The organism is Burkholderia torrens (assembly GCF_984668525.1).
In genome coordinates this window covers 109,035-133,564 of the sequence record NZ_OZ480213.1, presented here as the reverse complement: position 1 = coordinate 133,564, position 24,530 = coordinate 109,035, and the positions used below count along the sequence as shown (strand labels likewise).

The window sequence follows — 24,530 nt, the reverse complement described above, 5'->3', positions numbered from 1 at the left end:
ATCCTCACTGGGGCCGCAACATCCGCTGAATGATTGTCCGCAGCATCGCGCGATGCGCGCGCGGCTTGAACCCCGGCTCGAACACGACGCGGCAAACCGCCCCTTCCGCCAGCGCGAGCACCCACGTCGCGACGAGATCCGGCTTCAGGCTTCCGTCGATCGTCCCCTGCGTCACGCCGCGCTTGATCAGCGCGGCCATCCGCCCCTTCACCTGCGCCTCGTTGGCCGCGAACAGCGCGGCCACATCGGGATTGCGCGTCGCCTCGGCAGCGGTCTCGATGCTGATCCGCGCATAGACGGGATCGCTCGACCGTTCCATCAACGCCAGCGCGATTTCCTCGATTGCGGCCAGCGCGTCGGCGGCGTCCGCATGCCGCGCGAACAATTCGGCCATCTCGCGCTGGTCGTCCTGCGCGATCGCCTCGATGATCGCCGCCTTCGTCGGGAAGTAGTGAAACAGGTTGCCGGGGCTCATCCCGGCCGCCTTGCAGATCGCGGCCGTGGACGTCGCATGGAAGCCGTCGCGCGCAAAACAGCCGATCGCGGCGTCCAGGATCTGGCGCCGCTTCGCTTCCACTCTTTCAGGATCGATCTTTCTCAACGGGAATTCCGGGCTCGACGATGGCTCTAATATTTATTAGACTGATTAGTCGATCTATTATCATGGCGATGCACCACAGGCGTCAAGGCACCGTGCCCATGCACGGGGCGCCTGCGGCATGCGCTTAGACAACCAGAGAGAGGGCCAATGAAGCGCATCGCCGTTGCCGGCATCGCAGTCGTCCTGTTCGCATGCGTCGCGGCCGGCGCGCTCGCGCTGCGCGGCCTGTCCGATTTCGAACTGAAGGGCGCGAACGTGTCGACGCTCGCGTTCCACGCGGGCGGCGCCGACCTCGTCGGCACGCTCGCGCTGCCGGCGCACGCGCCCGAAGCGCCGATCGTGCTACTCGTCCACGGCGACGGGCCGCGCACACGCTTCGCGGACGACGCGATGCTGCCCCTCGTCAACAGCCTGCTCGACGCCGGTATCGGCGTATTCGCGTGGGACAAGCAAGGCACCGGCCGCAGCGGCGGCGACTGGCTCGCGCAATCGATGCAGGACCGCGCGAACGAGACGATCGCCGCGATGGCGCGCGTGCGCGCCGTCGCCGGCCCCGCACACAAGGTCGGCCTGCTCGGTTTCTCGCAGGGCGGCTGGGTCGTTCCGCGCGTGGCGAACGCAGTCCAGCCGGCGTTCTCGGTGATCGTCGGCGGCGCCGTCAGCTGGCGCCGACAAGGCACCTACCTGACCCGGCAGCAACTCCTGGCAACCGGCCTGCAGCCGGATCGAATCGATGCGACACTGGCCGCCGAGCGACGCGAGAACGACGCCATCTTCGTCCGGGCGGACGTGCCGGCCGATCCGGCCCGCCGCCCGGACATCGAGCCGCGCCGTTTCGGCTTCATCGCGCGCAACTACTCGGAAGACGCGTCACAGGCGCTTGCGACGATGCAGGGGCCCGTGCTGGCCGTGTGGGGCGCGCTGGACCGCAATGTCGATCCGGTCGACGAAGCGAGCACCTACGCGCAAGCGTTCGCGAACCGACCCGACCGGCGCGTCGTCGTGGTGCCCGCGGCGACGCATGCATTGCTGCGCGCCGGGTGGTTCGACTACCAGCTCGAGTCCGACTGGCCGAAGTGGAAGGCGTGGCTGTACATGGCGCTCGGGCGCCACGCGTATGCGCCGGGTACGCTCGGCCCGATCGAAGCGTGGATCCGGTCGCAGTGAATACGTGTGCAACCCGGCGCCGCCTCGGCGGGCGCCGCGCATGAAACAGGCATCAGGCAATACCGGTCACGCCAACCCGCGTGGCCGCACCAAGGAGAAGTCTCAATGTATTCGTGGTTCGAACGTCGCCTGCCGACCTTCCCGCTCGAAGATCCCGTCACGCCGCCGAAGGGATTCTTCTCGTTCGTCTGGGCATGCACGAAAGGCGCACGCGGCTGGATCCTGCTGATCGCGCTGACGTCGGCCGCGCTGGCCGCGTACGAAGCCGCGCTGTTCGCGATGATGGGGCACGTGGTCGACTGGCTGTCGACGTCGACGCCGGCGGAATTCGGCGGCCGCCACTTCGGCACGCTCGCCGGCTTCGCGGCGATCCTCGCGGGCAGCGCGCTGCTGATCGCGCTGCACACGATGGTCAAGCACCAGGTGCTCGCGATCAACTTCCCGATGCGGCTGCGCTGGCTGTTTCACCGGCTGATGCTCGACCAGAGCCTGTCCTTCTACGCGAACGAATTCGCGGGCCGCGTGACGACCAAGATCATGCAGACCGCACTCGCGGTGCGCGACGCGCTGTTCATGTCGGTCGACGTCGTGATCGGCGTCACCGCCTACCTGATCGGCATCCTCGTGCTGGCGGCAAGCTTCGACTGGCGGCTGATGATTCCGCTCGTGCTGTGGGCGCTCGGCTACGGCGCCGCGTGCGCGTATTTCGTGCCGCGCCTGGGCGCCGTCGGCAGCCGGCAGGCCGACGCACGCGCGCTGATGACGGGCCGCATCACCGACGCGTATTCGAACATCACGACCGTCAAGCTGTTTTCGCACACGCGGCGGGAAGCCGACCATGCACGACGCGCGATGGAAGCGTTCAAGGCGACCGGCGACGCGCAGATGCGCCTCGTCAGCGCGTTCGAGATCGTCAACCACCTGCTGTCGACGCTGCTGCTGGTCGGCTCGGCCGGGCTCGCGCTCTATCTGTGGATGCACGGCGAGGCGACCGCGGGCGTCGTCGCGGCCGTGATCGCGATGGCGCTGCGCCTGTCGAGCTACTCGCACTGGATCATGTGGGAAATGACCGAGCTGTTCGAGAACGTCGGCACGATCCAGGACGGCATCAACACGCTGACGAAGGTACGCAGCGTGGTCGACGCGCCCGATGCGAAGGCGCTCGTCGTGCAGCGCGGCGGGATCGTGTTCGACAACGTGCAGTTCGCACACGAGGACAACGACCGCACGGTGTTCGACGGGCTGAACCTGACGATCCGGCCGGGCGAGCGGATCGGCCTGATCGGCCGCTCTGGCGCCGGCAAGTCGACGCTCGTGAACCTGCTGCTGCGCTTTTACGACGTGAACGGCGGCACGATCCGGATCGACGGGCAGGACATCGCGCACGTGACGCAGGACAGCCTGCGCAGCGCGATCGGGATGGTCACGCAGGACACGTCGCTGCTGCACCGCACGATGCGCGAGAACCTGCTGTACGGGCGGCCCGACGCGACCGAGCGCGAGATGCAGGAGGCGGCCGCGCGGGCCGAAGCGACCGAGTTCATCGACCGGCTGCGCGACCGCCACGGGCGCAGCGGCTACGACGTCGAGGTCGGCGAGCGCGGCGTGAAGCTGTCGGGCGGCCAGCGGCAGCGTGTCGCGATCGCGCGCGTGATGCTCAAGGACGCACCGATTCTCGTGCTCGACGAGGCGACCAGCGCGCTCGATTCCGAAGTCGAAGTCGCGATCCAGCGCAGCCTCGACACGCTGATGCGCGACAAGACGGTGATCGCGATCGCGCACCGGCTGTCGACGATCGCCGCGATGGACCGGCTGATCGTGCTCGACGAAGGGCGCATCGTCGAGGAAGGCACGCACCAGCAGCTGCTGAACGCCGGCGGCATCTATGCGGCGCTGTGGGCGCACCAGAGCGGCGGGTTCCTCGGCGAAACCGAGGAAGCGGTACAGTAGGCGCGGCACCTTCGTGCAAGCGTGCCGCGCGCCCGACGTTACAGCCGCACGATCGTCGATTTCAGCTCGGTGTACTTGTCGAGCGCATGCAGCGACTTGTCGCGGCCGTTGCCCGACAGCTTGTAACCGCCGAACGGAAAGTTCATGTCGTCGCTGCCGTCGCCGTAGCAGTTGACCCACACGGTGCCCGCGCGCAAGCGCCGCGCGACGCCGTGCGCGGTCGACAGATCGGCCGACCAGACGGCCGCCGCGAGCCCGTACTCGGTGTCGTTGGCAATGCGCACGGCTTCGTCGACATCGTCGAACGCGATCACCGACAGCACGGGCCCGAAGATCTCCTCCCGCGCAATCTTCGCATCGGGCTTCACCTCGAACACCGTCGGCTCGACATAGAACCCGCCCGTCTCCTCGCGCACGCGCGCGCCGCCCGTCACGAGGCGGCCTTCGTCGCGCCCGAGATCGATGTAGCCCATCACGCGATCGAGCTGCGTGCGATCGACGATCGCGCCCATCGTCACCGCAGGATCGAGCGGATGCCCGGGCGCGAAGCGACGCGACGCATCGACCAGCTTCGCAACGAAGGCGTCGTTGATGTCGCGATGCACGAGCAGGCGCGAGCCGGCCGTGCACACTTCGCCCATGTTGAAGAAGATCGCATCGGCGGCCGCCTGTGCGGCGCGGTCGAGATCGGGACAATCGGGCAGCACGATGTTCGGCGACTTGCCGCCGAGTTCGAGCCACACGCGTTTCAGGTTCGATTGCGCGGCGCACGCCATGATCTGCTGCCCGGTGCGCGTCGACCCCGTGAACGCGATGCAGTCGACGTCGCGATGCAGCGCCAGCGCCCTGCCCGGCTCCGCACCGCCCGGCACGACGTTGAATACGCCCGCCGGCATACCGGCGTCGCTCGCGAGCTGCGCGACGCGGATCGCGGTCAGCGGCGATTTCTCCGACGGCTTGAGCACCACGCTGTTGCCTGCCGCGAGCGCCGGCGCGAACTTCCATGCGGCCATCAGCAGCGGGAAATTCCACGGCACGACCGCTGCGACGACGCCAATCGGCTCGCGCGTGACGAGCCCGAGCAGATGGTGATCGGCCGGCGCAACTTCGCCGCCGATCTTGTCGATTGCTTCCGCGTACCAGTCGACGCAATGCGCGGCGGCCGGGATGTCGATCGCCGTGGTATCGGCGACCGGCTTGCCGGTGTCGAGCGTCTCGAGCAATGCGAGCTCGTCCGCGTGCTCGCGCATCAGTGCCGCCCAGCGCTGCAGCACGGCCTTGCGGGCGCGCGGATTCATGCCGGCCCACACCTGCGCATCGAACGCGCGGCGTGCAGCGGCGACCGCGTGGTCGACGTCGTCGGTGCCGCAATCGGCCACATGCGCGAGCACGCACCCGTCGATCGGGCTCACACAGGCGAAGGTCGCGCCGGCATGTGCGTCGCGCGCCTCGCCGTCGATGAATGCGCGCCCTTCGATCCGCAGCAGGGCCGCGCGGGCCTGCCAGTCTTCGAATGTCGGTTGAGTCATGCGTTTCCCCGTGAAAAGTGGCGCATCACGATCCGCGAACCGGATCGATCGGCGTGAAGATGCCCGCGCGCGCCTCGATCGCTTCGCCCGCGGCGAGACACAGCGCCTCCTGGAAGCGCCCGGCGACGAGTTGCACGCCGGTCGGCACGCCGTCGCGGATGCCGGTCGGCACCGACAGGCCCGGCAGGCCGAGCAGCGCGGTTGCAAGCAGCGGCCCCTGCCGGTCGACGATCCCGCGCATCGCGGCGTCGCCCTGCAAGTCGGCGTCGATCGCGAACGGCCGCGCGCACGACACGGGCATCAAGAGCAACGGATAGCGTGCGAAGAACTGCTGCCAGTCGCGCAGCAGCGCGGTGCGCCGCGCAAGGCCGTTCATGTAGCCGGCCAGGTCCAGCGGCGCGGCCAGATTGCGCTGGCTCGCGAACGCGGTGCGGATCGCCGCGTCGCCGTGCTGCATGATCACGTCGCCGAGCCCGCTGCGCGCCTCGTTGGTCACCAGGTCGAGCCACAGTTCGCACGCTTCGGCGAACCGCGGCGGCGTCGCTTCCTCGACGATGCAGCCGGCGTCTTCGAGCCAGCGCGCGGCCTGCCGGATCGCGTCGACGACCGCCGGGTCGGTCGGCACGCCGGGCAGTTCGGCACACACGGCCACGCGCGCGGGGAATGCAGCCTCGCGCGCAGCCGGCGCGACCGGCATCCACCATGCGTCGCGTGCGTCGCCGGCCGACATCGCGTCGAGCGCAAGACGCAGATCGCCGACCGTCCGCGCGAGCGGCCCCTGCACCGACGCGAGTTGCACCGCGAGCGTGCGATCCTTCGACTGCGTCGGGTTGTACGCCGGCACGCGCCCGGTACTCGGCCGCAGCCCCGCGACACCGCACGCGTAGGCCGGGTAGCGGATCGAGCCGCCGAGGTCGTTGCCGTGCGCGATCGCGCCGATGCCGGCAGCCACCGCCGCGGCCGCGCCGCCACTGGAGCCGCCCGGCGTCAGCGATGCATCCCACGGATTCGACGTGCGGCCGTGCAATTCGTTGTCGGTGAACCAGCGGTACGAAAACGCCGGCGCATTGCTGCGCCCGATCACGATCGCACCGGCCTTGCGCAGGTTCGCGGTCACCGGGCTGTCTTCCTGCGCGATCAGGTCGGAGAACGCGCGCACGCCGTTGGTCGTCGCGTGTCCGGCCGTATCGACGTTGATCTTCACGGTCACCGGCACGCCGTGCAGCGGGCCGAGCGGCGCGCCGCGCGCGATCGCGACATCCGCCTCCGACGCCGCCTGCAGCGCGCTGTCGGCCATCACGTCGACGATCGCGTTGATGACGGGGTTCACCTGCTCGAGCCGCTGCAGGCAACTGCGTGTGAGTTCCGTTGCCGACACGTCGCGCCGCGCGACATGCGCGGCCATTTCTGCTGCGCTGAGACGCCACAATTCCTGGGTCATGGGTTGCTCCTCGTTGATCTCGCTGATTGGATTGACTCGGCCGCGTCACGCGCCCGGCTGCGCAGCCTGGGGTGCGTGCGATGCGTAGATCTTGCGGCACGTTTCGACGACTTCCCACGTGCCGCGAAAGCCCGGCGGAATCACGAAGCGGTCGCCGGCGCGCAGCACGCGTTCGCGGCCGTCCGCGTCGCGCACGATCGCGACACCGCTCAGCATCTCGCAGTACTCCGACTCGTCGTATTCGATCGTCCAGCGGCCGGGCGTGCATGCCCAGATCCCGCAACTGAACTGCCCGCACGGGCTGATGTAGTGATGCGACAGCGTCTGCATCGGGTTGCCGTCGAGCAGCAGCCCGCTCGGCACGCGGCTCTGCGTGAGCTTCGCCGGCGCTCGCATCAGGTCGACGAGATGGGTGATGTCGGTCATGGTTGCCTCCAGGGTGTGAGTGTTCAGAAACGTCGCGGGTCCGCGCGACCTGGCGAGCCGGCCAGCGCGGGTCAAAGCAGGTCCATGGCCCGGTGCCACGTCATCGCGAGCGCCAGCATCGGCGTGCGCAGCACGCGCCCCCCCGGGAAATCGCGATGCCGAATCCGGCCGAACAGGTCGAAGCGCGCGGCCTGCGCATCGATCGCTTCCGCGATCAGCCGGCCGGCCAGGCCCGTCACGTTGACGCCGTGCCCGGAGAAGCCCTGCGCGAAATACACGGTCGGTTCGAGCCGGCCGAAATGCGGCGCGCGATTCATCGTCGCGTCGATCAGGCCGCCCCACGCGTAGTCGATCCGCACGTCGGCAAGCTGCGGGAACGTCTTCAGCATGTCGCGCCGCATCGCGGCCGCGAGGTCGCGCGGCGTGTTCGTCGAGCTGCTGGCCTTGCCGCCCCACAGCAGCCGGCGGTCGCGCGTGAGCCGGAAATAGTCGAGCGCCGAATTGCAGTCGCTGATCGCCGCGTCGGCCGGCATCGTCTGCGCCGCACGCGCGTCGCCGAGCGGCTCCGTGGCAACCAAGTAGGTTGCGACGGGGATGATCTTGCGCGCGACCGACGGCGCCAGCTGCCCGAGATACGCGTTGCAGGCCAGCACGACATAGCGGGCATCCACGTGCCCGCGCGCGCACCGGACGCGGTGGTAAGGCGCGGCGCGATCGAGCGCGAGCGCGGGCGTGTCCTCGTGGATCGTCACGCCGGCTTCGCGTGCCGCGCGCGCGAGGCCGAGCGTGTAGTTCAGCGGATGCAGGTGGCCGCTGCCTTCGTGACGCAGGCCGCCGACGTAACGGTCGGACGCGACGAAGTGCTGCATGTCGGCCCGCTCGACGATGTCGCAGTCGCGATAGCCGAAGCGGCTCGCCGCGGCGTCGCGCCACGCGCGCAGCGCGTCGAGATGGCGCGGCTTGTTCGCGGCGGTCAGGTAGCCGAAGGTCAGGTCGCAATCGATGCCGTGCCGTTCGACCCGCTGCCTGACGATGTCGACCGACTCCAGCCCCATCGCCCATATACGCCGCACGTCGTCCTCCCGCAGATGGGCTGAAAACGTATCGATGTCGCACGAGTAACCGGCGATCAACTGGCCGCCGTTGCGCCCGCTTGCGCCCCAGCCGATCTTCGAAGCCTCGACGAGCACGACCGAATGACCGCGCTCGGCAAGATCGAGCGCCGCCGACAGGCCCGTCAGCCCGCCGCCGATCACGCATACATCGGCGCTCACGGCCCCGTCGAGCGCCGGATTTCGCACGCGGTTGTTGACGGTCGCTGCATAGTACGACTGAACATGTTGCTGGTTCTTGAACTTGAGCATAGGTAAGACTCGCGATCGGCGTCGCGTCAGAACGCGTAGATGAGTTGGGTCGCGAGCAGGTCGTTCGACTTCGCATACGACCCGTCGTGACGCAGGAAAACCTTGTTGCTCGCCCAGTCGTGCCGGTATTCGACCTTCACCGTCACCTGCTGGGTCGGGTAGAACAGCAGGTCGAACGCCGCCGCCTGCCGCGTCGCGCCCTTGCATTCGAAGCCGACGCCGCCATTCGCCTTCGACTGCGCGAGGCAATCCGCGTCGATGCCGAAGCCGTTGTTCGGATCCATCCCGTTGCCGTTCAGGGCGATCGACGATCCGCCACCGCCGTTCTTCCGGTTCACGAGCAGGTCGTAGCGCAACGTCGCACCCATGCGTCCGACCACCGGCGCATTGAACTTGCGATGCGCGAGCAGCGACAGCCCGAACCATTGCGCGAGCCCGCCGTTGAATGCGCCGTGCTGCTGCTGGCCGTAGTCGAGTTCCGCGTTGTACTGCGCATCGGCCACCGTGTAGGTCGCATCGGCTTCACCGAAGAAGAACGCGCCGTACGCGCTCGGCGCATTGCCGCCCACGCCATAGCGCACGTTGCCGGTCGCCGGATCGACGGCGCTCATCAGCGTCTGGCGGCCGATGTTGATCGAGCCGCCGAGGTCGAGCGCGCTGCCGCGCATGTAGTCGATGCGCGCGGTGAACGTCGGCACCTTGTTGCTGGTCGTGATCGGATCGCCGAGCGCGTTGACGCCCGTCTGCGTGACCGCGCCCGCGCTGCGAAACTGCTCGTTGCCGACGAAGAACTTCCATGCCCAGTGGCCGTCCGCACTCTGGTAGTTGATGCCGGCGCCGATCGACGAGCCGGGATCGGAGAAGTCGTACAGCAGGTTGTGCGTGAGCGTGAGCATCTGGCTCGACTGCTGGTACTCATAGCCGCCGAAGCCGAGCACGAGCCCGCCGATGAACGAGGTCGTGCCCGACAACGGCACCGTGACGATTGCCGTGTTCACGATGTCGAGCCCGCTCGCGCCGCTGCCCGTCATCATCGACAGGCCCGCACCGCGGTTCGGCATCAGCGTGATTTCCGCGGACGGCGCGGTCGGGCCGACGCCGAAGGTCTTCTTGATGTCGAGGAACACGTCGCCGAACGTGCTGTTGTAATAGGTGTACGCGTTCTCATGATTCGCGAACTGGAACGACGACGTGCCGCCGCCGCGGTTGTACACGTAGGTCGGGTCGAGATAGCCCGTCACCGACAGCCCCGCGATCGGTCCCGTGCGCGCGGCATCGGTCAGCGAATCGACCTTCAGCTGCTGGTTCGCGACCTGCTGGCGGATTTCCGTCACGTCGTCGTTGGTCAGCGCGGCCAGCGCCTGCCCGTAGCCCGGCGCCGACGGGTCGGCGGCCGCTGCGGCGGAAATCGCATTCGACGCGACCGGTGCCGCCGCCGGCTTCGCGGCGAGCTGCGACTGCAGCGCGTTCATCTGCCGCTGCAGCACCGCGAGCTGTTGTTGCAGCGCCCTGATCTGGTCGGCGCTCGAGTTCGCGGCGGCGAGCCCCGGCAGCGCACCGGCGATCAGCGCGCAAAGCAGTTTCTTTTTCACGGAAAGTCTCCTTGTCGTCATTCACTTCACGGGATGCGGTGCGGGGGTATGCCGGGGCTGCGCGGGCGACGGGCGCGCAGGCGACAAGACGGAAGACGGAGCCGACGCATCGGGCGCGGACGCCGCATGCCACGCACGCGCGTCGCGCGCCTGCTTCCGTTCGCGGGCCAGCATCGCGCGGTTCACGACGACGACACCGATCGTCACGGCCGTGATGAACACCGTGGCCAGCGCATTCATCTCCGGATTCAACCCGAGCCGCACGCGCGAGAACACGACGAGCGGCAGTGTCGTCGAGCCGGGGCCGGACAGGAACGCGGACAGGATCACGTCGTCGATCGACACCGTAAACGCGAGCAGCCAGCCGGACACCAGCGCCTGCGCGATCAGCGGCAACGTGATCACGAAAAACACCTTCCATGGCCGCGCGCCGAGATCGAGTGCTGCCTCCTCGATCGAGCGGTCGAGTTCCTTCACGCGCGATTGCACGATCACCGCGACGAACGACAGGCACAGCATCACGTGGCCGATCCAGATCGTCAGCCAGCCGCGCCCGGCCGGCCAGCCGAAGGTCTGCTGCATCGCGACGAACAGCAGCAGCAGCGAGATGCCCTGGATCACTTCGGGAATCACCAGCGGCGCGTTGATCATCGCGGCATACAGCGTGAAGCCGCGAAAGCGCCCCATGCGGGCGAGCACGAAGCCGGCCCACGTGCCGATCGCGACCGACGCGGTGGCCGTCAGCAGCGCGATCTTCAGCGACAGCCATGCGGCCGTCAGCAGTTCGTCGTCGTGCAGCAGCGCGCCGTACCATTTCAGCGAGAAGCCCGTCCATACCGTCACGAGCCTCGACGCGTTGAACGAATAGACGACCAGACTGACGATCGGCACGTACAGGAACAGGAAGCCCGCGCCCAGCACGCACGCGGACAGGATGCGATTCGCGCGGGTCATTGCCGTGCCTCCGCTTCGGTCTGGCTGTAGTGGAGCAGCGCCATCGGCACGAGCAGCACCAGCACCATCGTCACCGTGACGGCGGACGCCATCGGCCAGTCCATGTTGTTGAAGAACTCGTCCCACATCACACGGCCGAGCATCAGCGTGTTCGCGCCGCCGAGCAGTTCGGGAATCACGTATTCGCCGACGGCCGGGATGAACACGAGCAGGCTGCCCGCAACGATGCCGTTCCTCGACAGCGGCAGCGTGATGCGCCAGAACGCGGACCACGGTATCGCGCCGAGATCGTTCGCGGCCTCGAGCAGCGTGAGGTCCATCTTCACGAGGTGCGCGTACAGCGGCATCACCATGAACGGCAGGTACGAGTAGACCATCCCGATATAGACGCCCGCGTCGGTGTGATACAGGCGCAGCGGCGTCGCGATCATGCCGAGCGCGGCCAGCGCGTGATTCAGCAGCCCGTCGTCCTTCATGATCCCGACCCATGCATAGACGCGAATCAGGAACGACGTCCAGAACGGCAGCATCACGGCCATCATCAGCAGGTTGCGGCGCGCCGGCGCCGCGCGTGCGATGCAGTACGCGATCGGATAGCCGGCCAGCAGGCACATCAGCGTCGACGCGGCGGCCATCTTCAGCGAGCTGACGTACGTGTTCAGGTACAGGTCGTCCTGCAGCAGCAGCGCGTAATGCTTCAGCGACAGCACCAACTGCACGGTGCCGGCCTCCAGCCGCGCGAGCGCCGTGTAGGGCGGGATGCCGAGCATCTGGTCGGCGAAGCTGATCTTCAGCACCAGCACGAACGGCAGCGCAAAGAAGATCACGAGCCACAGGAACGGTACGCCGATCGCAACGCCGCGGCCTGACGGCAGGAAGCGAGACAGCGAGGAAGCGGAAGGTTTCGTCATGGCGCCCTCACTGCGTCAGCACGACGCCGCTGGCCGGCGACCACGACACGAACACGTCGTCGTTCCACGCCGGTGCGTTGTCGTTCATCAGGTGCGAGCTCGACAGGTTCGACACGACCGTCTTGCCGCTCGGCAAGCGCACGTGGTACAGCGAGTAGCTGCCCATGTACGCGATGTCGGTCACGACGCCGCGCGCCCAGTTGTGCTTAGAACCCGGTTTCTCGCGCGACACGTGGATGCGCTCCGGGCGCACCGAGATGCCGACCGGCATCCCGAGCGGGCCCGTGACGCCGTGGCTCACGACCATGCGCGCCTCGAGGTCGTCGCTCTCGACGAAGATGTGATCGGGTTCATCCTCGACCACGCGGCCTTCGAACAGGTTGGTCGAGCCGATGAATTCGGCGGAGAAGCGGCTGTTCGGAAACTCGTATACCTCGCCGGGCGCGCCGATCTGCACGATCTTGCCTTCGCTCATCACCGCGAGGCGGCTGGCCATCGTCATCGCCTCTTCCTGGTCGTGCGTGACCATCACGCAGGTCACGTCGACCTTCTCGATGATGTTCACGAGCTCGAGCTGGGTCTTCTGGCGGATCTTCTTGTCGAGCGCGGACATCGGCTCGTCGAGCAGCAGCAGCTTCGGGCGCTTGACCAGCGAGCGCGCCAGCGCGACGCGCTGCTGCTGGCCGCCGGAGAGCTGGTGCGGCTTGCGCTGCGCGTACTTGCTCATCTGCACGAGCGCGAGCGCATCGGCCACGCGCTCCTTGATCTCGTGCTTCGGCGTGCCTTCCTGCTTCAGGCCGAACGCGACGTTCGATTCGACCGTCATGTGCGGAAACAGCGCGTACGACTGGAACATCATGTTCACGGGGCGGCGGTACGGCGGCAGCGACGCGAGGTCCTCGCCGTCGACGAAGATCCTGCCGGAGGTCGCGGTTTCGAGCCCGGCGAGCATGCGCAGCAGCGTCGACTTGCCGCAGCCGGAGCTGCCGAGCAGTGCGAACAGTTCGTTCTTCGCGATCGTCAGGTTCACGTTGTCGACGGCCGTGCTGTCGCCGAACTTCTTCACGACGTTCTCGATGCGGACGAACGCGTCCGTGCCGAAGCGTGCGCCGGCCGCGGCCGGCACTGCGGGGAGTGGCTGGATCATCGTCGTCTCCCTCAACCGCCCGACTTCAGTTGCAGCCAGAGACGGTTCTGCATCCGCGCGATCTCGGCGCTTCTGGGCATCGCGAGGGCCGTCTTCGCGATCGTCGCGTCGGACAGGTAGACGCTCGGATCCTGCACGATCGCCGGTGTCACGAACGCGCGCGCGGCCTTGTTCGCGCTCGGATAGAAGATCTCGTTCGTGATCGCCGCGTTGGTCTTCGGATCCTCGATGTAGTTGATCCACTTCAGCGCGGCCTCCGGATGCGGCGCATCCTTCGGAATCGCCATCACGTCGAACCACAGCAGGCCGCCTTCCTTCGGATTCACGTAGCGGATCTCGTACGAGCGCTTCGCGTCCAGCGTGCGCCGCCGCGCGATGCTCACGTCGCCCGACCAGCCGAGCACGACGCACACGTCGTTGTTCGCGAGATCGTCGGAATAGCCGGCCGAGCTGAACTGCGTCACATACGGGCGGACCTTCTTCAGCACGTCGTAGGCGGCCTGGTAGTCGGCCGGGTTCTTGCTGTTCGGATCCTTGCCCATGTACTGCAACGTCGCGGCGAACGCGGCGTCCGGCGCGTCGAGCAGCGAGATGCCGCAGCCTTTCAGTTTCGCCGCGTTCGCCGGGTCGAACAGCAGCGCCCAGCTGTCGATCGGCGCGCTGTCGCCGAGCCGCTTGCGCACGGCCTCGACGTTGTAGCCGATGCCGGTCGTGCCCCAAGCCCACGGCACGCCGTACTGGTTGCCCGGATCGACCTTCGCGATCATTTTCATCAGCACCGGATCCAGGTTCGCGAGGTTCGGCAGCTTCGACTTGTCGAGCTTCTGGTACACGCCGGCCTGGATCTGCTGCGCGAGATAGTTGGACGTCGGCACGACGATGTCGTAGCCCGAGCTGCCCGCGAGCAGCTTCGTCTGCAGCGTATCGTCGCTGTCGTAGCTGTCGTAGCGCACCTTGATGCCCGACTGCTTCTCGAACGTGGGCACCGTGTCCTTCGCGACGTACTCCGACCAGTTGTACACGTTCAGGTTGGTGTCGCCCGCATGGGCCGACAGGCTGGCCGCGAGGGCCAGTACCGCCGACGCGACGAGCGTGGCGCGCAGGGCCGGATGACGACGGATACGGATACGCATGGGGATTCTCCTTGTGATGGGGATCGGCCGTTGCGCCCGGTCCGGGTCCGGACTCGCGTCAACGCCGTCGAGCGGTGTTCAGCACAAGGGGCAATGTAGAGATCGCGGCCCGCACCGTCAGTCCTGCAAACCGGGACAAACGGCGACGTCGTTTCGGGCCGCTTGGGTAGATTCCCGCGTAGGCAGTCGAAATTATTCGTGATACCTGTAGCGCCACCTGAAATCTTCGACACCCGACGCCATGAGCGCTGCGCTTCCCGCCCCAGATCTCCCGCTGAGCCACGTCGCTTTCGTCACCGAAACGCTGGGCGATATCGCGCAAGCGGTCGGGACGCCGCAGTTCATGCGCGCCGTCTACGACACGCTCGTGCGCTACGTCGACTTCGACGCCGTGCATCTCGACTACGAACGCGGCGCATCGGCGGGCCGGCGCAACGTCGGCTGGATCGGCAGCTTCGGCCGCGAGCCCGAGCTGGTCGCGCAGGTGATGCGGCATTACTACCGCAGCTACGCGAGCGACGATTCGACGTATGCGGCGATCGAAACCGAAAGCGACGTGCAACTGCTGCAGGTGTCCGCGCAGCGCGTCGCGAGCGAACTCCGGCACCTGTTCTTCGACGCGGGCGACATTCACGACGAATGCGTGATCGCGGGCGTGACGGGCGGCACGCGCTACTCGATCTCGATCGCGCGCTCGCGGCGGCTGCCGCCGTTCTCGCTGAAGGAGCTGAGCCTGCTGAAGCAGCTGTCGCAGGTCGTGCTGCCGCTGGCGTCCGCGCACAAGCGCCTGCTCGGCGCGATCTCCGCCGACGACACGCCGCGCGACGAGCTCGATCTCGACCTCGTCGCGCAATGGCTGCCCGAATGGCAGGGGCGGCTGACCGCGCGCGAGATGCATGTGTGCGCATCGTTCATCCAGGGCATGACGTCAGCCGCGATCGCGCAGGCGATGGGGCTCAAGACGTCCACCGTCGATACGTACGCGAAACGTGCATTCGCGAAGCTCGGCGTCGAATCGCGGCGGCAACTGATGACGCTCGTGCTGAGGAATGCGTCGCGACGGCACGACGCGTAGGCCCCGTGACCTGAGACGCTTACATCAACGAGACGCTCGTCGACGATCTGAATTGATGCACGTAGTCGCGAAGGCACGGCCGGACGGCAATTTTAAATAGGCAAAATCAAGGATTCCAAAGGATAAGAACCATCATATCCAGGCAAGTCGCGGAATCGGGTAACCGGGCCGTGCTGTACCGGCGGAGACTTTGACTGCGCCCCGGAGGAGGTCTACCGGCGCCGAATCCGAGTGTCCGTCCCACAATCCTCGACCGCGTAACCCAGCGCCTCGATTTCCGCCCGCAAGGCGTCTGATCGTCCCCAGTCCCTACTGGCTCGACTTGCTGTCCGTTCACGCAGCAGTTTGCGAATCGGCTCCGCAAGCGCCTTGTCGTCGTCCGGACTCCATTGCGCGAGGCCCAGGCCCAGTACGGCGTCGACTGCGGCGAGGGTGGCCTTCTTGCGCGCATCGGGCAGCGTGCCTTTCAACAAGTCCCACACCATTGCCAGTCCGTTTGCCGTACTCAGATCGCGATTCACCTCTGCCCGGAATCGCCGGATGAAATCGGGATCGACGTCGCCACCGGCCGGAAGCTCGACGTACTTTTGACGGAGCCGGTTCAGCGCCGCGCTTGCACCCTGCAACGCGCTCCATGAAAAATTCAGGTGGCCGCGATAATGCGCGCCCAGGCATAGATAGCGAAAAGCGAGCGGATCGACGCCCTCGTCGATCAGCGATCGCAATCGCAGGAAATCGCCGCTCGATTTCGACATCTTCGTCTTGTCGACCTGCAGGAAATGACCGTGCAACCAGAAATTCGCGAGCCGTGTGCCGTGACGGGCCTCGTTCTGCGCGATCTCGTTCGTATGGTGGACGGGAACGTGATCCTCGCCGCCGCAGTGGATATCGAACCATGGTCCGAGGTACTTGCACGACATCGCCGAACATTCGCTGTGCCATCCGGGAAACCCGGTTCCCCATGGGCTGGCCCATTCCATCTGGCGCTGCTCGTCCGCGCGGCTGAACTTCCAGAGCGCGAAGTCGGTGGCGCTGCGCTTTTCGCCCATCGAGACTCGCACGCCGGCGTCGAGTCCTGCCTTGTCGAGTCTGGCGAGATAGCCGTAACCCTCCTGCCGCGACGTGTCGAAATAGACGCCATCCCGCGTGCGGTAGGTAAACCCGCGCTCGTCGAGCGCTTCGATCAGTGCGATCTGCTCTTTGATATGGTCGGTCGCCTTGCACCAGATCGTGGGCAGCTGGATATTGAGCAGACCGAGATCAGTGATGAACGCCTCGGTGTAGCGTTCAGCGAGGGCCCAGGCCGACACGCGGCTGCGCCGGCTCTGACGCTCGACCTTGTCCTCGCCGTCGTCCTGGTCGGACAGCAGATGGCCGACGTCGGTGATATTGACGACATGGCGAACCGTATAGCCGTTGAATTCGAGGGTCCGGCGCAGCAGATCCTCGAAGAGATAGGTTCTCAGATTGCCGATATGGGCATGGTCGTAGACGGTCGGGCCACAGCAATACAACCCGACCCAGTCCGCATGAATCGGACTGAACGGACGCAGCGAGCGCTCCCAGGTGTCGTAGAGAAGAATTTCCATCGTATCGTGGTAAAGGGATAAGGAGGGCCTCGGCTGGCCCGACGATCCACGCCCGATGTCATGACGAATCGATCGGGCGCCGGCGCCGCAACCGGCAGGCCACCGTGGATCAGCCGGACATCGTGTCGGTAACGGGCAGCGAATCGGGCCGGCCGGCCGCGCGCGGGTCCGGGGCCATGCGCGCGCCGAGTTCGGCTTCGATCCGGCGCAGCATGATCGAAGCGAAATCGACGATCGGCGTTCCCGGGCCGAAGATGTCCGCGACGCCGAGACGACGGAGTTCCGGGTGGTCCGAGTCGGGAATCACACCGCCGAGAAAGACGGGCAGCCGGTACGGCAGATGCCGGTCCATGCCGTCCATCAGGGCTGGAATCGAGACCCCGTGCCCTGCCGTCAGCGATGAGACGCCGATCGCGTGAACCTGCTCGCTGGACGCGATCCGGACCACTTCCTCGGCGGTCTGGAACAGTGTTCCCGTCACGACGGAAAAGCCCAGATCCTTAAGGGCGCCCGACACCACGCCGATCCCACGGTCATGTCCGTCCTGGCCGAGCTTGGCCATCAGAACGCGCGGCGGACCACCGTGCGTGGCCGAGAACTGTGCGATCTCCGCGACGAGCCGTTGCCATCCGGCATCGTTCGCGAACTCACGTTCGTAGACGCCCGCAAGCACCTCCGTCCGAACCGAATACCGGCCCCACACGGCCTCGATCGCGGCGGAGATTTCACCGACCGTCGCGCGAACGCGAGCCGCCTGGATCGCCGCATCGAGCAGGTTGCGCCGGCCTCGGTCTGCCTGTCCGCGTGCGGCCGCGTCGCGCAACGCGGCCAGCGCGGCATCGACATCGCGCTGGCTGCGCGTCGCCTTCAGGCGCCGCAAGCGTTCGACCTGTTCGCCGCGCACCGCGCTGTTGTCGATCCTGCGCACCTCGGTCTCGCAGTCCGGGGTGTCGGACCGGTATTTGTTGACACCGACGATCACATCCACGTTCGCGTCGATCCGCGCCTGCTTGCGCGACGCATCGTGGGCAATCTTGCGCTTGGCCCAGCCCGATTCGATCGCGCCGATCACGCCGCCGAGCTGTTCGATCTCGTCCATGACCTGCGTCACCTGGGTGACGATATCCTGGGTCAGCGATTCCATCATGTACGATCCGGCCCATGGATCGACCACGCTCGGGATCTGCGTTTCCTCGCGAATGATCAGTTGCGTGTTGCGCGCGAGGCGCGCCGAAAACTCGCTCGGCAGCGCGATCGCCTCGTCGAGCGAGTTGGTGTGCAGCGACTGGGTGCCGCCGAACACGGCCGCCATTGCCTCGATCGTGGTGCGCACCACGTTGTTGTAGGGCTCCTGCCGCGTCAGCGACCACCCCGAGGTCTGGCAATGCGTACGCAGCATGCGGGAGCGTTCGCTGGCCGGATTGAACTCGCCGACGAGTTGCCACCAGAGCTGGCGGGCGGCGCGCAACTTCGCGATCTCGAGGTAGAAGTTCATGCCGACCGCGAAGAAAAAGCTGAGCCTGCTCGCGAACTCGTCGATGGCGAGACCGCGCGACAGCACGCCCCTCACGTACTCGCGCGCATTGGCGAGCGTAAACGCCAGCTCGACTGTCGGCGACGCCCCCGCCTCGTGCATGTGGTAGCCGGAGATCGAAATCGAATTGAACTTCTTGATGCGGGTCGCGCAGTATTCGATCACGTCGGTGGCGATCCGCATCGACGGGCGCACGGGGTAAATATAGGTGTTGCGCACCATGAACTCTTTCAGGATGTCGTTCTGAATCGTTCCGGTCAGCGCGGATTCCGCGACACCCTGCTCCTCGGCCGCGACGATGAAGCAGGCCATGATCGGCAGCACGGCGCCGTTCATCGTCATCGAAACCGAAATCCTGTCGAGCGGTATGCCGTCGAACAAAACCTTCATGTCCTCCACGGAATCGATCGCAACGCCCGCCATCCCGACATCGGCGGCGACGCGGGCGTTGTCCGAGTCGTAGCCGCGATGGGTCGGCAGGTCGAAAGCGACCGAGATTCCGTCGACGCCCTCCCGCAGCGCGTTGCGATAGAACGCGTTCGACTCCTGCGCGGTTGAAAAGCCCGCGTATTGGCGGATCGTCCACGGACGCGTCGTGTACATCGTCTCGTACGGGCCGCGCAGATACGGCGGCGCGCCCGGCAAGGTGTCTTGAAACGGCAGCCCCGCCGTGTCCGCTGCGGTATACAACGGCTTCAGCCGGATCTGCTCCATCTCGCGTTGCAGCGCGGCGAGATTCGGCGCTGCTGCCAGCGCGCCCGGGTCTCGATTGTCAGGCATGGTTGTTCCTCCAGGGGACTTCGGGTGACGCGACGGCGCCGCTCACGCGGGCTGCCGGACGCGTTGGTCACGGGCGTCGTGCCCGACAGCCGACACGGCCTCCACGAGCTCGATCAGGACGCCTTCACCGCCCAGCGGAAACTGCGCGCTGGCTGCCGGATGAATGAAGGCGACGCGCGCACCGCCCGCGCCGCGCCGGATCCCGCCATCGGCAAATCGCACGCCTTGCGCGGCCAGCCACGCGACGGCCGCATCGAGGTCGCTGACGGCGAGGCCGATATGGTTGAGCGCGGGACGGGTCACGTCGGGTTTGCGCGCCGGGTCGAGCGGCTGCATCAGGTCTATCTCGACGGCACCGGCGCCCGCACCCGCGATCAGGATGTCCTCGTCCACGTTGTCGGCATCGCTGCGAAAGCGCTCCGCCACCGGCAGCCCCAGCAGGTTCACCCACAGATTCGTCAGGCGCGCCTTGTCAGGCCCCCCGATCGCAACGTGATGCACGCCCAGGACCGTGAACGGCCGCGACGTCTCGCACGGCGCCGGACGGCTCGCCTGGGCGGTCGCCATCCCGCGCAGATGCGCACCGACAAGCGCGAGCAGCGGCGCGGGCGCCGCCTGCAGATAGAAGTGGTTGCCGTCGAGCAGGTGGTGCGAAAACGGGCCGCTCGTCACTTCCCGCCAGGCCAGCAATTCGGACTCGGTGACCTGCGGATCACGGTCTCCGGAAAACGCGACGATCTCGCAAGCGAGAGGCGGTCCGATCAGGGGCGTATAGCGCTCGTTCAATTCGAAATCGGCGCGCAGGCTTGGCGCAAACGTCTGGAAGATCCCGCGGTCACGCAACACTTCCTCGGGCGTGCCGCCGAGTTCGGCGATCGCGTCGGCGAAAGCCGCGTCGTCGAGGCAGTGAACGGGCGGCCGCGGACTGCGCAGGTGAGGCGCCCGGCGTCCCGAGACGAGCAGCGAGCGCGGCACCCGACCGAGCCCCGCCACGCGGCGCGCCACCTCGAACGCCACGATCGAGCCCATGCTGTGTCCGAACAGCGAGAACGGCCGGTCCAGATACGGCAACAGCGCATCGACGAGCGGATCGATCAGGTCCTCCATTCGGCGATAGGCACGCTCCCGCATCCGGGCCTCGCGCCCGGGCAGCAGCACCGGGCACACTTCGACCTCGGGCCCGAATGCGGTGCGCCAGGGCGCATAGAGCGCCGTCCCGCCGCCCGCATGGGAAAAACAGATCAGCCGTGTCGTGGCGGTGTCGGAGTTGAGCGAACGCCCGCCGATCCAGCTTGGGGTCATGGGTAGGATTCCTGGGGAAGAGTAAAGATCTGGGATGAATTGATGCCGCCGAAGCCGAAGCTGTTGGACATCGCGGCAACCGCCCGGCATTCGCGCGCATCCGCACCGACCCAGTCGAGGCGATCGTCGACGGGCGTGTCGAGCGCCGGATTGCCGTGCGCGAACCCGGCGCGCATCTGCAGGACCAGCGCCACCGCTTCCAGCAAGCCGGCACTGGCCAGGCAATGACCGAACAGCGCCTTCGGCATGTTGATCGCCGGCCGGGAACCGGTCTCGGCGAACACCTCCGCGAGCGCCGTCGCCTCGATCCGGTCGCCGAGCACCGACGCGGTTCCATGTGCGCTGACGAGGTCGATAGCGGCGGCATCGAGGCCCGCCTGCGACAGCGCGCGCCGCATCGCGCCTGCCTCGCCCTGCACGCTCGGATTCGTCGAGCGGTTCGCGTCGAGCCCCATCGTCGCGGCGGCGAGGCGGGCAAGCGTGCGGCCACCGCGCGCGCGCACCGCCTCCTCGGGCTCGAGCACCATCGCCGCGCTGGCCTGGCCATAGACGAAGCCGGACGCCGCGCGGTCGAACGGCCGGCAGACGCATTCGCCGGCCCGCGGCGCCGGGCCACGGTACATCGCGCCGGCGGCCGCCAGCGCCTGCAACTCGGTACCCGACAGCATCATCGGCACGCCGGCCACGAGCACGGCATCGACCTCGCCACTGAGCAGCGCGCGCCGCGCATGCGCGAGCGCGATGCCGCCGCTCGCCGACGCACCGCCGATCGCATAGCCCTCGCCCCGGATATCGAGCGCCTCGCTGATCGCTCCGACATGATCGGAGTCCATGAAATCGCTCGCGTAGCCGGGCCGCACGGTGCGCCCTTCCATCGCGCGCGCCATCGACTCCGCGACCCCTTGCTGGTCAAGATTCGACCCGCTTACGATCAGCGCGACACGATCGGCGGCGGCGAGCGAGCCCGACTGGCACCACGCCTGCGCGGCGGCCAGCAACGTGGCGCGGCGTGCCTGGCCGGCCCGATGCGCGTTTCGCTGCAGTCTGGCCGCCAGCGTGGCGTCGATGCCGAGCGCGCCGGCATCGCGGGCGATGTCGCAATCGGGCAGCGGCGCGAGCGCGCTCGCCGGCAGGCCATGGGCGGCACCGGGCTCGATGCCGACGCGGCCGGCGTGCATGGCGTCGAGCAACGCGGCTGTCCCGAGGCCGCATGCGCTGACCGCGCCGAGGCCCGTCACGGCGAGGGCAGGCGCGATCAATTGCGACGTCCGATGAAGCCGCACAGCAGCGCGACGAGGCCGCTCAGGTCGTGAACCGCACTGAATTCCGTGACGGGAATATCGAGCTGAAGATCATCGAGTGTCTTCCAGACGATATCCATGCGGTCGATGCTGTTGCAGCCGTAATCAGCCAGTTTCCCGGTGATCGACACCTGCGCGGGGTCGATGCCGGGCATGAAATCGGCAATATTGCCGGCAATCACCTGCAATACCGTGCTTTCCAGATCCTGTCCTGACGGGATGGCGTGTGTCATGTTGTCGTCCTCTCTCGTTGTCCGTCGAAGCGGCTAGATCCACTCGTAGTGGCGTTCGTAATCTGCGATCCGCGCGAGCGCGAGCAGCCGCGGCCGTCTGGCCGGCAGCAGCGGGATGTCGTCCTCGATGCGTACGGTGCGCGAACTGACGGGCGCGATCGCACCAAGCGTGGTCCGCAGCAGCGCCTCGTACTGTTCGAACGACACGGGCGTGCGTGCCGCCAGCGCATCGGCAATCGCGAACGGCGCGAGCGCGGCGCGCGAACGGGCATCGACGACCCCGCTCAGGAATTCCGAAGAGCATCCCGAGCCGTACGCATAGAGCCCGACGCGAACGGGCGCGTCACCGTCGCGGTTCTCGATCAGACTGGCCAGCGCGAGGTAGAGCGACCCCGAGCACATGTTCCCCACCTGGCGCGGGTAGACCAGTGACGGCTGCAGACGGCGTGCGAAATCGTCGCGCAGCACGGCGGGATCGGACAGCCTCGCGACGTCGCGCATCATCTTCCGGTGCGCCGCCTGCACGATGCCGGCGAACGGCGTGTGCATGCACAGCTGTCCGAAGGTCGTCACGAAATCGGCCTCGGGCACGCGCGACTGATAGTCCTTGAAGCTGTTGCCGAGACAGTCGAGATAAGCGAACAGCGACTTGTCGACGTCGGCGATGTCCTGGGTCGGCAGCGGCCGCGCGGAATCCATCGTCTCGTAGCTGTAGAGGCCGAACGCGCCGCGATCGATCGTCAGGACCTCGGGTGCCTGGCCGAGCAGCATCGCCACCGCGCCGAAGCCGGTCGACGGCTCCGCATACCCGGCCCGCGCATCGACGAGCGAGATATCGGTCGCGATGACGAGCGCCTTGCCGCCGGGCGAGACGCCGGAGCCGAGGTAGCCGAGCGCCATCTGCAGCGCGGCCGTCGCGCCGTAGCAGGCCTGCTTGACCTCGAGAAAGCGGCAGTGCGGCCCGAGCCCGAGATAGCGGTGCACGTATGACGCCAGCGACTTGCTGTAATCCACGCCCGATTCGCTCGACACGATCAGCATCTCGATCCGGTCGGCGGCTTCGCCGAGCTGCTCGATGATCGGCTTCGCCGCATTGACCGCGCTGGTGACCGGATCCTCGAAGCCGAGGCCGAGCGAACGCCGCTCCTGCTGGATGTTGCCGATCCGCTCCGGATCGAGACCACGCCCGCGGAACAGCTCGGCCACGTCGATCGCTGCGACGCCGGCATAAACGTTGAGTTTTTCGATGCCGACTTCGCTCATGCCGCTCCCTCCCGCAGCATGGCCAACAGCACGATCAGCGTGTGCAGGTCCGGCACGTCGCTGAAACGCGACATCGCCACGTCAAGCCCGAAACGTTCGCGCAGCGACATGATGATCTCGACGCGGTCCACCGAATCGGCGCCCAGCTCCTTGAGATGCCGGCGCTCGTCGATGTCCGCTGCATTCAGCGCCGGCATGATGTCCAGCAGCACGCTATGGACCTGCTCGCGGGTATCCCGCAGCACGGTGTCGGATGGTACGGTCATGCCTTTTCCTCGCAACTGAGTTCGATGATCGCCAGCACGCGTCCACTGTCGCGCTCGCTGATGCCGATATCGAAGACTTCCCGGCCCGGCTGCGCCGGAACCTCGAAACGCCGTATCCGGATCGCCAGGCTCGCGCAAGCATCCGCATTGGCAAGAAACAACACGCGCTGGGCGTGCACGACCCGGTCGAGAAACGACGCGTCGTCACGGCCGAGCTGGCGCCATGCTTTCGCAAGCGCGCTGTCGGCGATCTCGAAATAGCTCGCGAAATAGAGCAGGCCGACGCCGTTCAGGTCGCGCCCCATGTCGACCTCGTAGGCCAGCCGCAGGTCGTCGCGCAGCAACAGCGTGCCGTCGTCGGGCGCGAAGCTGCCGCCGCGGCGCGCGGCGTCGTAGGCGGTGCGGGGCGACAGCTCGGGCGGCAGCCGGTCGAGATGCTGGTAGCGGAACCCCGACGGCGCCGCCGACTGCAGTTCGCGGTTGCCCTGGCCGCGACGCTGGATCCAGCGATTGAAGGTTTGCGCGTACAGGCAGCCGGGCAGCCGCGCGTGCAGCATCTCGTGCGCCGATACCGTGGCCGGCAACTCGCGCGAGGCCGGCGCGAGCCGGTGGACGGTCAGGATCGATTCCGGGCCGAAGCCGTAGCAGCGCGACACGACGTGCAGCCGGTCGCCGAACGTCGGCACCCGCAGATGAAATGCCTGGTCGCCGATCAGCTGGTAGTAGAAGAAAGACAGGTAGGTCGGCATGTTCAGCGCGTCGGTAGCGCGAAACGCATTCACGCCGCACAGGTGGCTGACCGCTTCCCAGGTCCAGTCACCGATCTGGCCGGCGAGGCGGGCGTTATGGCCGCACATCGCGGGCTTCACGGTGACGAAGCGCGACAGCGACTGGTCATCGATCCGCACCAGGGTGTCGGGTTCGAAACCGGCGAAAGTTTCCAATACGGTCATCGTTACAACACTCGATCAA

The 24,530-nt window shown here is 67.1% G+C and carries 21 protein-coding genes; 3 read left to right on the top strand and 18 right to left on the bottom strand.

Going from position 1 to position 24,530, the window contains the following annotated elements; translation table 11 throughout:
- Window positions 1-4 precede the first annotated feature (4 nt).
- The gene (locus AC5LXX_RS31040) at window positions 5-601 is read right to left on the bottom strand and encodes a TetR/AcrR family transcriptional regulator (RefSeq protein ID WP_493413956.1); all 597 of its coding nucleotides are present in this window, start codon (window positions 599-601) and stop codon (window positions 5-7) included.
- Between the two features lie 147 nt (window positions 602-748).
- Between AC5LXX_RS31040 and AC5LXX_RS31035 the strand changes: the two genes are divergently transcribed.
- Complete coding sequence (locus AC5LXX_RS31035) at window positions 749-1,768, top strand: alpha/beta hydrolase family protein (RefSeq protein ID WP_493413955.1); 1,020 nt, start codon at window positions 749-751, stop codon at window positions 1,766-1,768.
- A 105-nt stretch (window positions 1,769-1,873) separates the two neighbouring features.
- Window positions 1,874-3,718, top strand: a complete 1,845-nt coding sequence (locus AC5LXX_RS31030) for an ABC transporter ATP-binding protein (RefSeq protein WP_493413954.1) — start codon at window positions 1,874-1,876, stop codon at window positions 3,716-3,718.
- A 38-nt stretch (window positions 3,719-3,756) separates the two neighbouring features.
- Here the strand turns inward: AC5LXX_RS31030 and AC5LXX_RS31025 are convergent, their stop codons facing one another.
- From AC5LXX_RS31025 to AC5LXX_RS30985, 9 genes are all read right to left on the bottom strand, one after another.
- A complete protein-coding gene (locus AC5LXX_RS31025) occupies window positions 3,757-5,247 on the bottom strand; it encodes an aldehyde dehydrogenase (RefSeq protein ID WP_493413953.1) in 1,491 nt (496 codons plus the stop codon).
- A gap of 25 nt (window positions 5,248-5,272) precedes the next feature.
- A complete protein-coding gene (locus AC5LXX_RS31020) occupies window positions 5,273-6,688 on the bottom strand; it encodes an amidase family protein (RefSeq protein WP_493413952.1) in 1,416 nt (471 codons plus the stop codon).
- A gap of 45 nt (window positions 6,689-6,733) precedes the next feature.
- Window positions 6,734-7,114, bottom strand: a complete 381-nt coding sequence (locus tag AC5LXX_RS31015; protein WP_493413951.1) for a cupin domain-containing protein — start codon at window positions 7,112-7,114, stop codon at window positions 6,734-6,736.
- A gap of 71 nt (window positions 7,115-7,185) precedes the next feature.
- Window positions 7,186-8,478, bottom strand: a complete 1,293-nt coding sequence (locus AC5LXX_RS31010; RefSeq protein WP_493413950.1) for an NAD(P)/FAD-dependent oxidoreductase — start codon at window positions 8,476-8,478, stop codon at window positions 7,186-7,188.
- Window positions 8,479-8,504: 26 nt separating this feature from the next.
- Window positions 8,505-10,070, bottom strand: coding sequence for a DUF3138 family protein (locus AC5LXX_RS31005; protein WP_493413949.1), 1,566 nt, complete (start codon window positions 10,068-10,070; stop codon window positions 8,505-8,507).
- A 21-nt stretch (window positions 10,071-10,091) separates the two neighbouring features.
- Entirely contained in the window at window positions 10,092-11,024 is a 933-nt protein-coding gene (locus AC5LXX_RS31000; protein ID WP_493413948.1) for an ABC transporter permease subunit, read from the bottom strand.
- Entirely contained in the window at window positions 11,021-11,935 is a 915-nt protein-coding gene (locus tag AC5LXX_RS30995) for an ABC transporter permease subunit (RefSeq protein WP_493413947.1), read from the bottom strand. The genes AC5LXX_RS31000 and AC5LXX_RS30995 overlap by 4 nt, the downstream gene beginning before the upstream one ends.
- A gap of 7 nt (window positions 11,936-11,942) precedes the next feature.
- Window positions 11,943-13,082, bottom strand: coding sequence for an ABC transporter ATP-binding protein (locus tag AC5LXX_RS30990; RefSeq protein ID WP_493413946.1), 1,140 nt, complete (start codon window positions 13,080-13,082; stop codon window positions 11,943-11,945).
- Window positions 13,083-13,093: 11 nt separating this feature from the next.
- Window positions 13,094-14,215, bottom strand: coding sequence for a polyamine ABC transporter substrate-binding protein (locus tag AC5LXX_RS30985; RefSeq protein WP_493413945.1), 1,122 nt, complete (start codon window positions 14,213-14,215; stop codon window positions 13,094-13,096).
- 241 nt (window positions 14,216-14,456) lie between these two features.
- Here AC5LXX_RS30985 and AC5LXX_RS30980 point away from each other — a divergent pair, with 241 nt between their 5' ends.
- On the top strand, window positions 14,457-15,290 hold the full coding sequence (locus AC5LXX_RS30980; RefSeq protein WP_493413944.1) for a helix-turn-helix transcriptional regulator: 834 nt from the start codon (window positions 14,457-14,459) through the stop codon (window positions 15,288-15,290).
- A 212-nt stretch (window positions 15,291-15,502) separates the two neighbouring features.
- Here AC5LXX_RS30980 and cysS read toward each other — a convergent pair whose 3' ends face one another.
- The 8 genes from cysS to AC5LXX_RS30940 form a co-directional block, all read right to left on the bottom strand.
- Window positions 15,503-16,879, bottom strand: coding sequence for a cysteine--tRNA ligase (cysS, locus tag AC5LXX_RS30975; protein WP_493413943.1), 1,377 nt, complete (start codon window positions 16,877-16,879; stop codon window positions 15,503-15,505).
- Window positions 16,880-16,988: 109 nt separating this feature from the next.
- The gene (scpA, locus tag AC5LXX_RS30970; protein ID WP_493413942.1) at window positions 16,989-19,193 is read right to left on the bottom strand and encodes a methylmalonyl-CoA mutase; all 2,205 of its coding nucleotides are present in this window, start codon (window positions 19,191-19,193) and stop codon (window positions 16,989-16,991) included.
- A gap of 42 nt (window positions 19,194-19,235) precedes the next feature.
- A complete protein-coding gene (locus AC5LXX_RS30965; protein WP_493413941.1) occupies window positions 19,236-20,495 on the bottom strand; it encodes a thioesterase domain-containing protein in 1,260 nt (419 codons plus the stop codon).
- The gene (locus AC5LXX_RS30960; RefSeq protein ID WP_493413940.1) at window positions 20,492-21,754 is read right to left on the bottom strand and encodes a beta-ketoacyl synthase N-terminal-like domain-containing protein; all 1,263 of its coding nucleotides are present in this window, start codon (window positions 21,752-21,754) and stop codon (window positions 20,492-20,494) included. Before AC5LXX_RS30960 ends, AC5LXX_RS30965 begins: the two co-directional genes overlap by 4 nt.
- The gene (locus AC5LXX_RS30955; protein ID WP_493413939.1) at window positions 21,751-22,029 is read right to left on the bottom strand and encodes a phosphopantetheine-binding protein; all 279 of its coding nucleotides are present in this window, start codon (window positions 22,027-22,029) and stop codon (window positions 21,751-21,753) included. The genes AC5LXX_RS30960 and AC5LXX_RS30955 overlap by 4 nt, the downstream gene beginning before the upstream one ends.
- 33 nt (window positions 22,030-22,062) lie before the next feature.
- A complete protein-coding gene (locus tag AC5LXX_RS30950) occupies window positions 22,063-23,292 on the bottom strand; it encodes a hydroxymethylglutaryl-CoA synthase family protein (RefSeq protein ID WP_493413938.1) in 1,230 nt (409 codons plus the stop codon).
- Window positions 23,289-23,558 carry an acyl carrier protein gene (locus tag AC5LXX_RS30945; RefSeq protein ID WP_493413937.1) on the bottom strand — a complete coding sequence of 90 codons (270 nt, stop codon included), beginning with the start codon at window positions 23,556-23,558 and terminating at the stop codon, window positions 23,289-23,291. Before AC5LXX_RS30945 ends, AC5LXX_RS30950 begins: the two co-directional genes overlap by 4 nt.
- Window positions 23,555-24,511 carry an LnmK family bifunctional acyltransferase/decarboxylase gene (locus AC5LXX_RS30940; protein ID WP_493413936.1) on the bottom strand — a complete coding sequence of 319 codons (957 nt, stop codon included), beginning with the start codon at window positions 24,509-24,511 and terminating at the stop codon, window positions 23,555-23,557. Before AC5LXX_RS30940 ends, AC5LXX_RS30945 begins: the two co-directional genes overlap by 4 nt.
- Window positions 24,512-24,530: the final 19 nt, after the last annotated feature.

Excerpts from the sequence above, each read along its gene's own strand:
- AC5LXX_RS31035 (WP_493413955.1), top strand. The coding sequence starts at position 749 with ATGAAGCGCATCGCCGTTGCCGGCATCGCAGTCGTCCTGTTCGCATGC.
- AC5LXX_RS31030 (WP_493413954.1), top strand. The coding sequence starts at position 1,874 with ATGTATTCGTGGTTCGAACGTCGCCTGCCGACCTTCCCGCTCGAAGAT.
- AC5LXX_RS31025 (WP_493413953.1), bottom strand. The coding sequence starts at position 5,247 with ATGACTCAACCGACATTCGAAGACTGGCAGGCCCGCGCGGCCCTGCTG.
- AC5LXX_RS31020 (WP_493413952.1), bottom strand. The coding sequence starts at position 6,688 with ATGACCCAGGAATTGTGGCGTCTCAGCGCAGCAGAAATGGCCGCGCAT.
- AC5LXX_RS31015 (WP_493413951.1), bottom strand. The coding sequence starts at position 7,114 with ATGACCGACATCACCCATCTCGTCGACCTGATGCGAGCGCCGGCGAAG.
- AC5LXX_RS31010 (WP_493413950.1), bottom strand. The coding sequence starts at position 8,478 with ATGCTCAAGTTCAAGAACCAGCAACATGTTCAGTCGTACTATGCAGCG.
- AC5LXX_RS31000 (WP_493413948.1), bottom strand. The coding sequence starts at position 11,024 with ATGACCCGCGCGAATCGCATCCTGTCCGCGTGCGTGCTGGGCGCGGGC.
- AC5LXX_RS30995 (WP_493413947.1), bottom strand. The coding sequence starts at position 11,935 with ATGACGAAACCTTCCGCTTCCTCGCTGTCTCGCTTCCTGCCGTCAGGC.
- AC5LXX_RS30990 (WP_493413946.1), bottom strand. The coding sequence starts at position 13,082 with ATGATCCAGCCACTCCCCGCAGTGCCGGCCGCGGCCGGCGCACGCTTC.
- AC5LXX_RS30985 (WP_493413945.1), bottom strand. The coding sequence starts at position 14,215 with ATGCGTATCCGTATCCGTCGTCATCCGGCCCTGCGCGCCACGCTCGTC.
- AC5LXX_RS30980 (WP_493413944.1), top strand. The coding sequence starts at position 14,457 with ATGAGCGCTGCGCTTCCCGCCCCAGATCTCCCGCTGAGCCACGTCGCT.
- cysS (WP_493413943.1), bottom strand. The coding sequence starts at position 16,879 with ATGGAAATTCTTCTCTACGACACCTGGGAGCGCTCGCTGCGTCCGTTC.
- scpA (WP_493413942.1), bottom strand. The coding sequence starts at position 19,193 with ATGCCTGACAATCGAGACCCGGGCGCGCTGGCAGCAGCGCCGAATCTC.
- AC5LXX_RS30965 (WP_493413941.1), bottom strand. The coding sequence starts at position 20,495 with ATGACCCCAAGCTGGATCGGCGGGCGTTCGCTCAACTCCGACACCGCC.
- AC5LXX_RS30955 (WP_493413939.1), bottom strand. The coding sequence starts at position 22,029 with ATGACACACGCCATCCCGTCAGGACAGGATCTGGAAAGCACGGTATTG.
- AC5LXX_RS30950 (WP_493413938.1), bottom strand. The coding sequence starts at position 23,292 with ATGAGCGAAGTCGGCATCGAAAAACTCAACGTTTATGCCGGCGTCGCA.
- AC5LXX_RS30945 (WP_493413937.1), bottom strand. The coding sequence starts at position 23,558 with ATGACCGTACCATCCGACACCGTGCTGCGGGATACCCGCGAGCAGGTC.
- AC5LXX_RS30940 (WP_493413936.1), bottom strand. The coding sequence starts at position 24,511 with ATGACCGTATTGGAAACTTTCGCCGGTTTCGAACCCGACACCCTGGTG.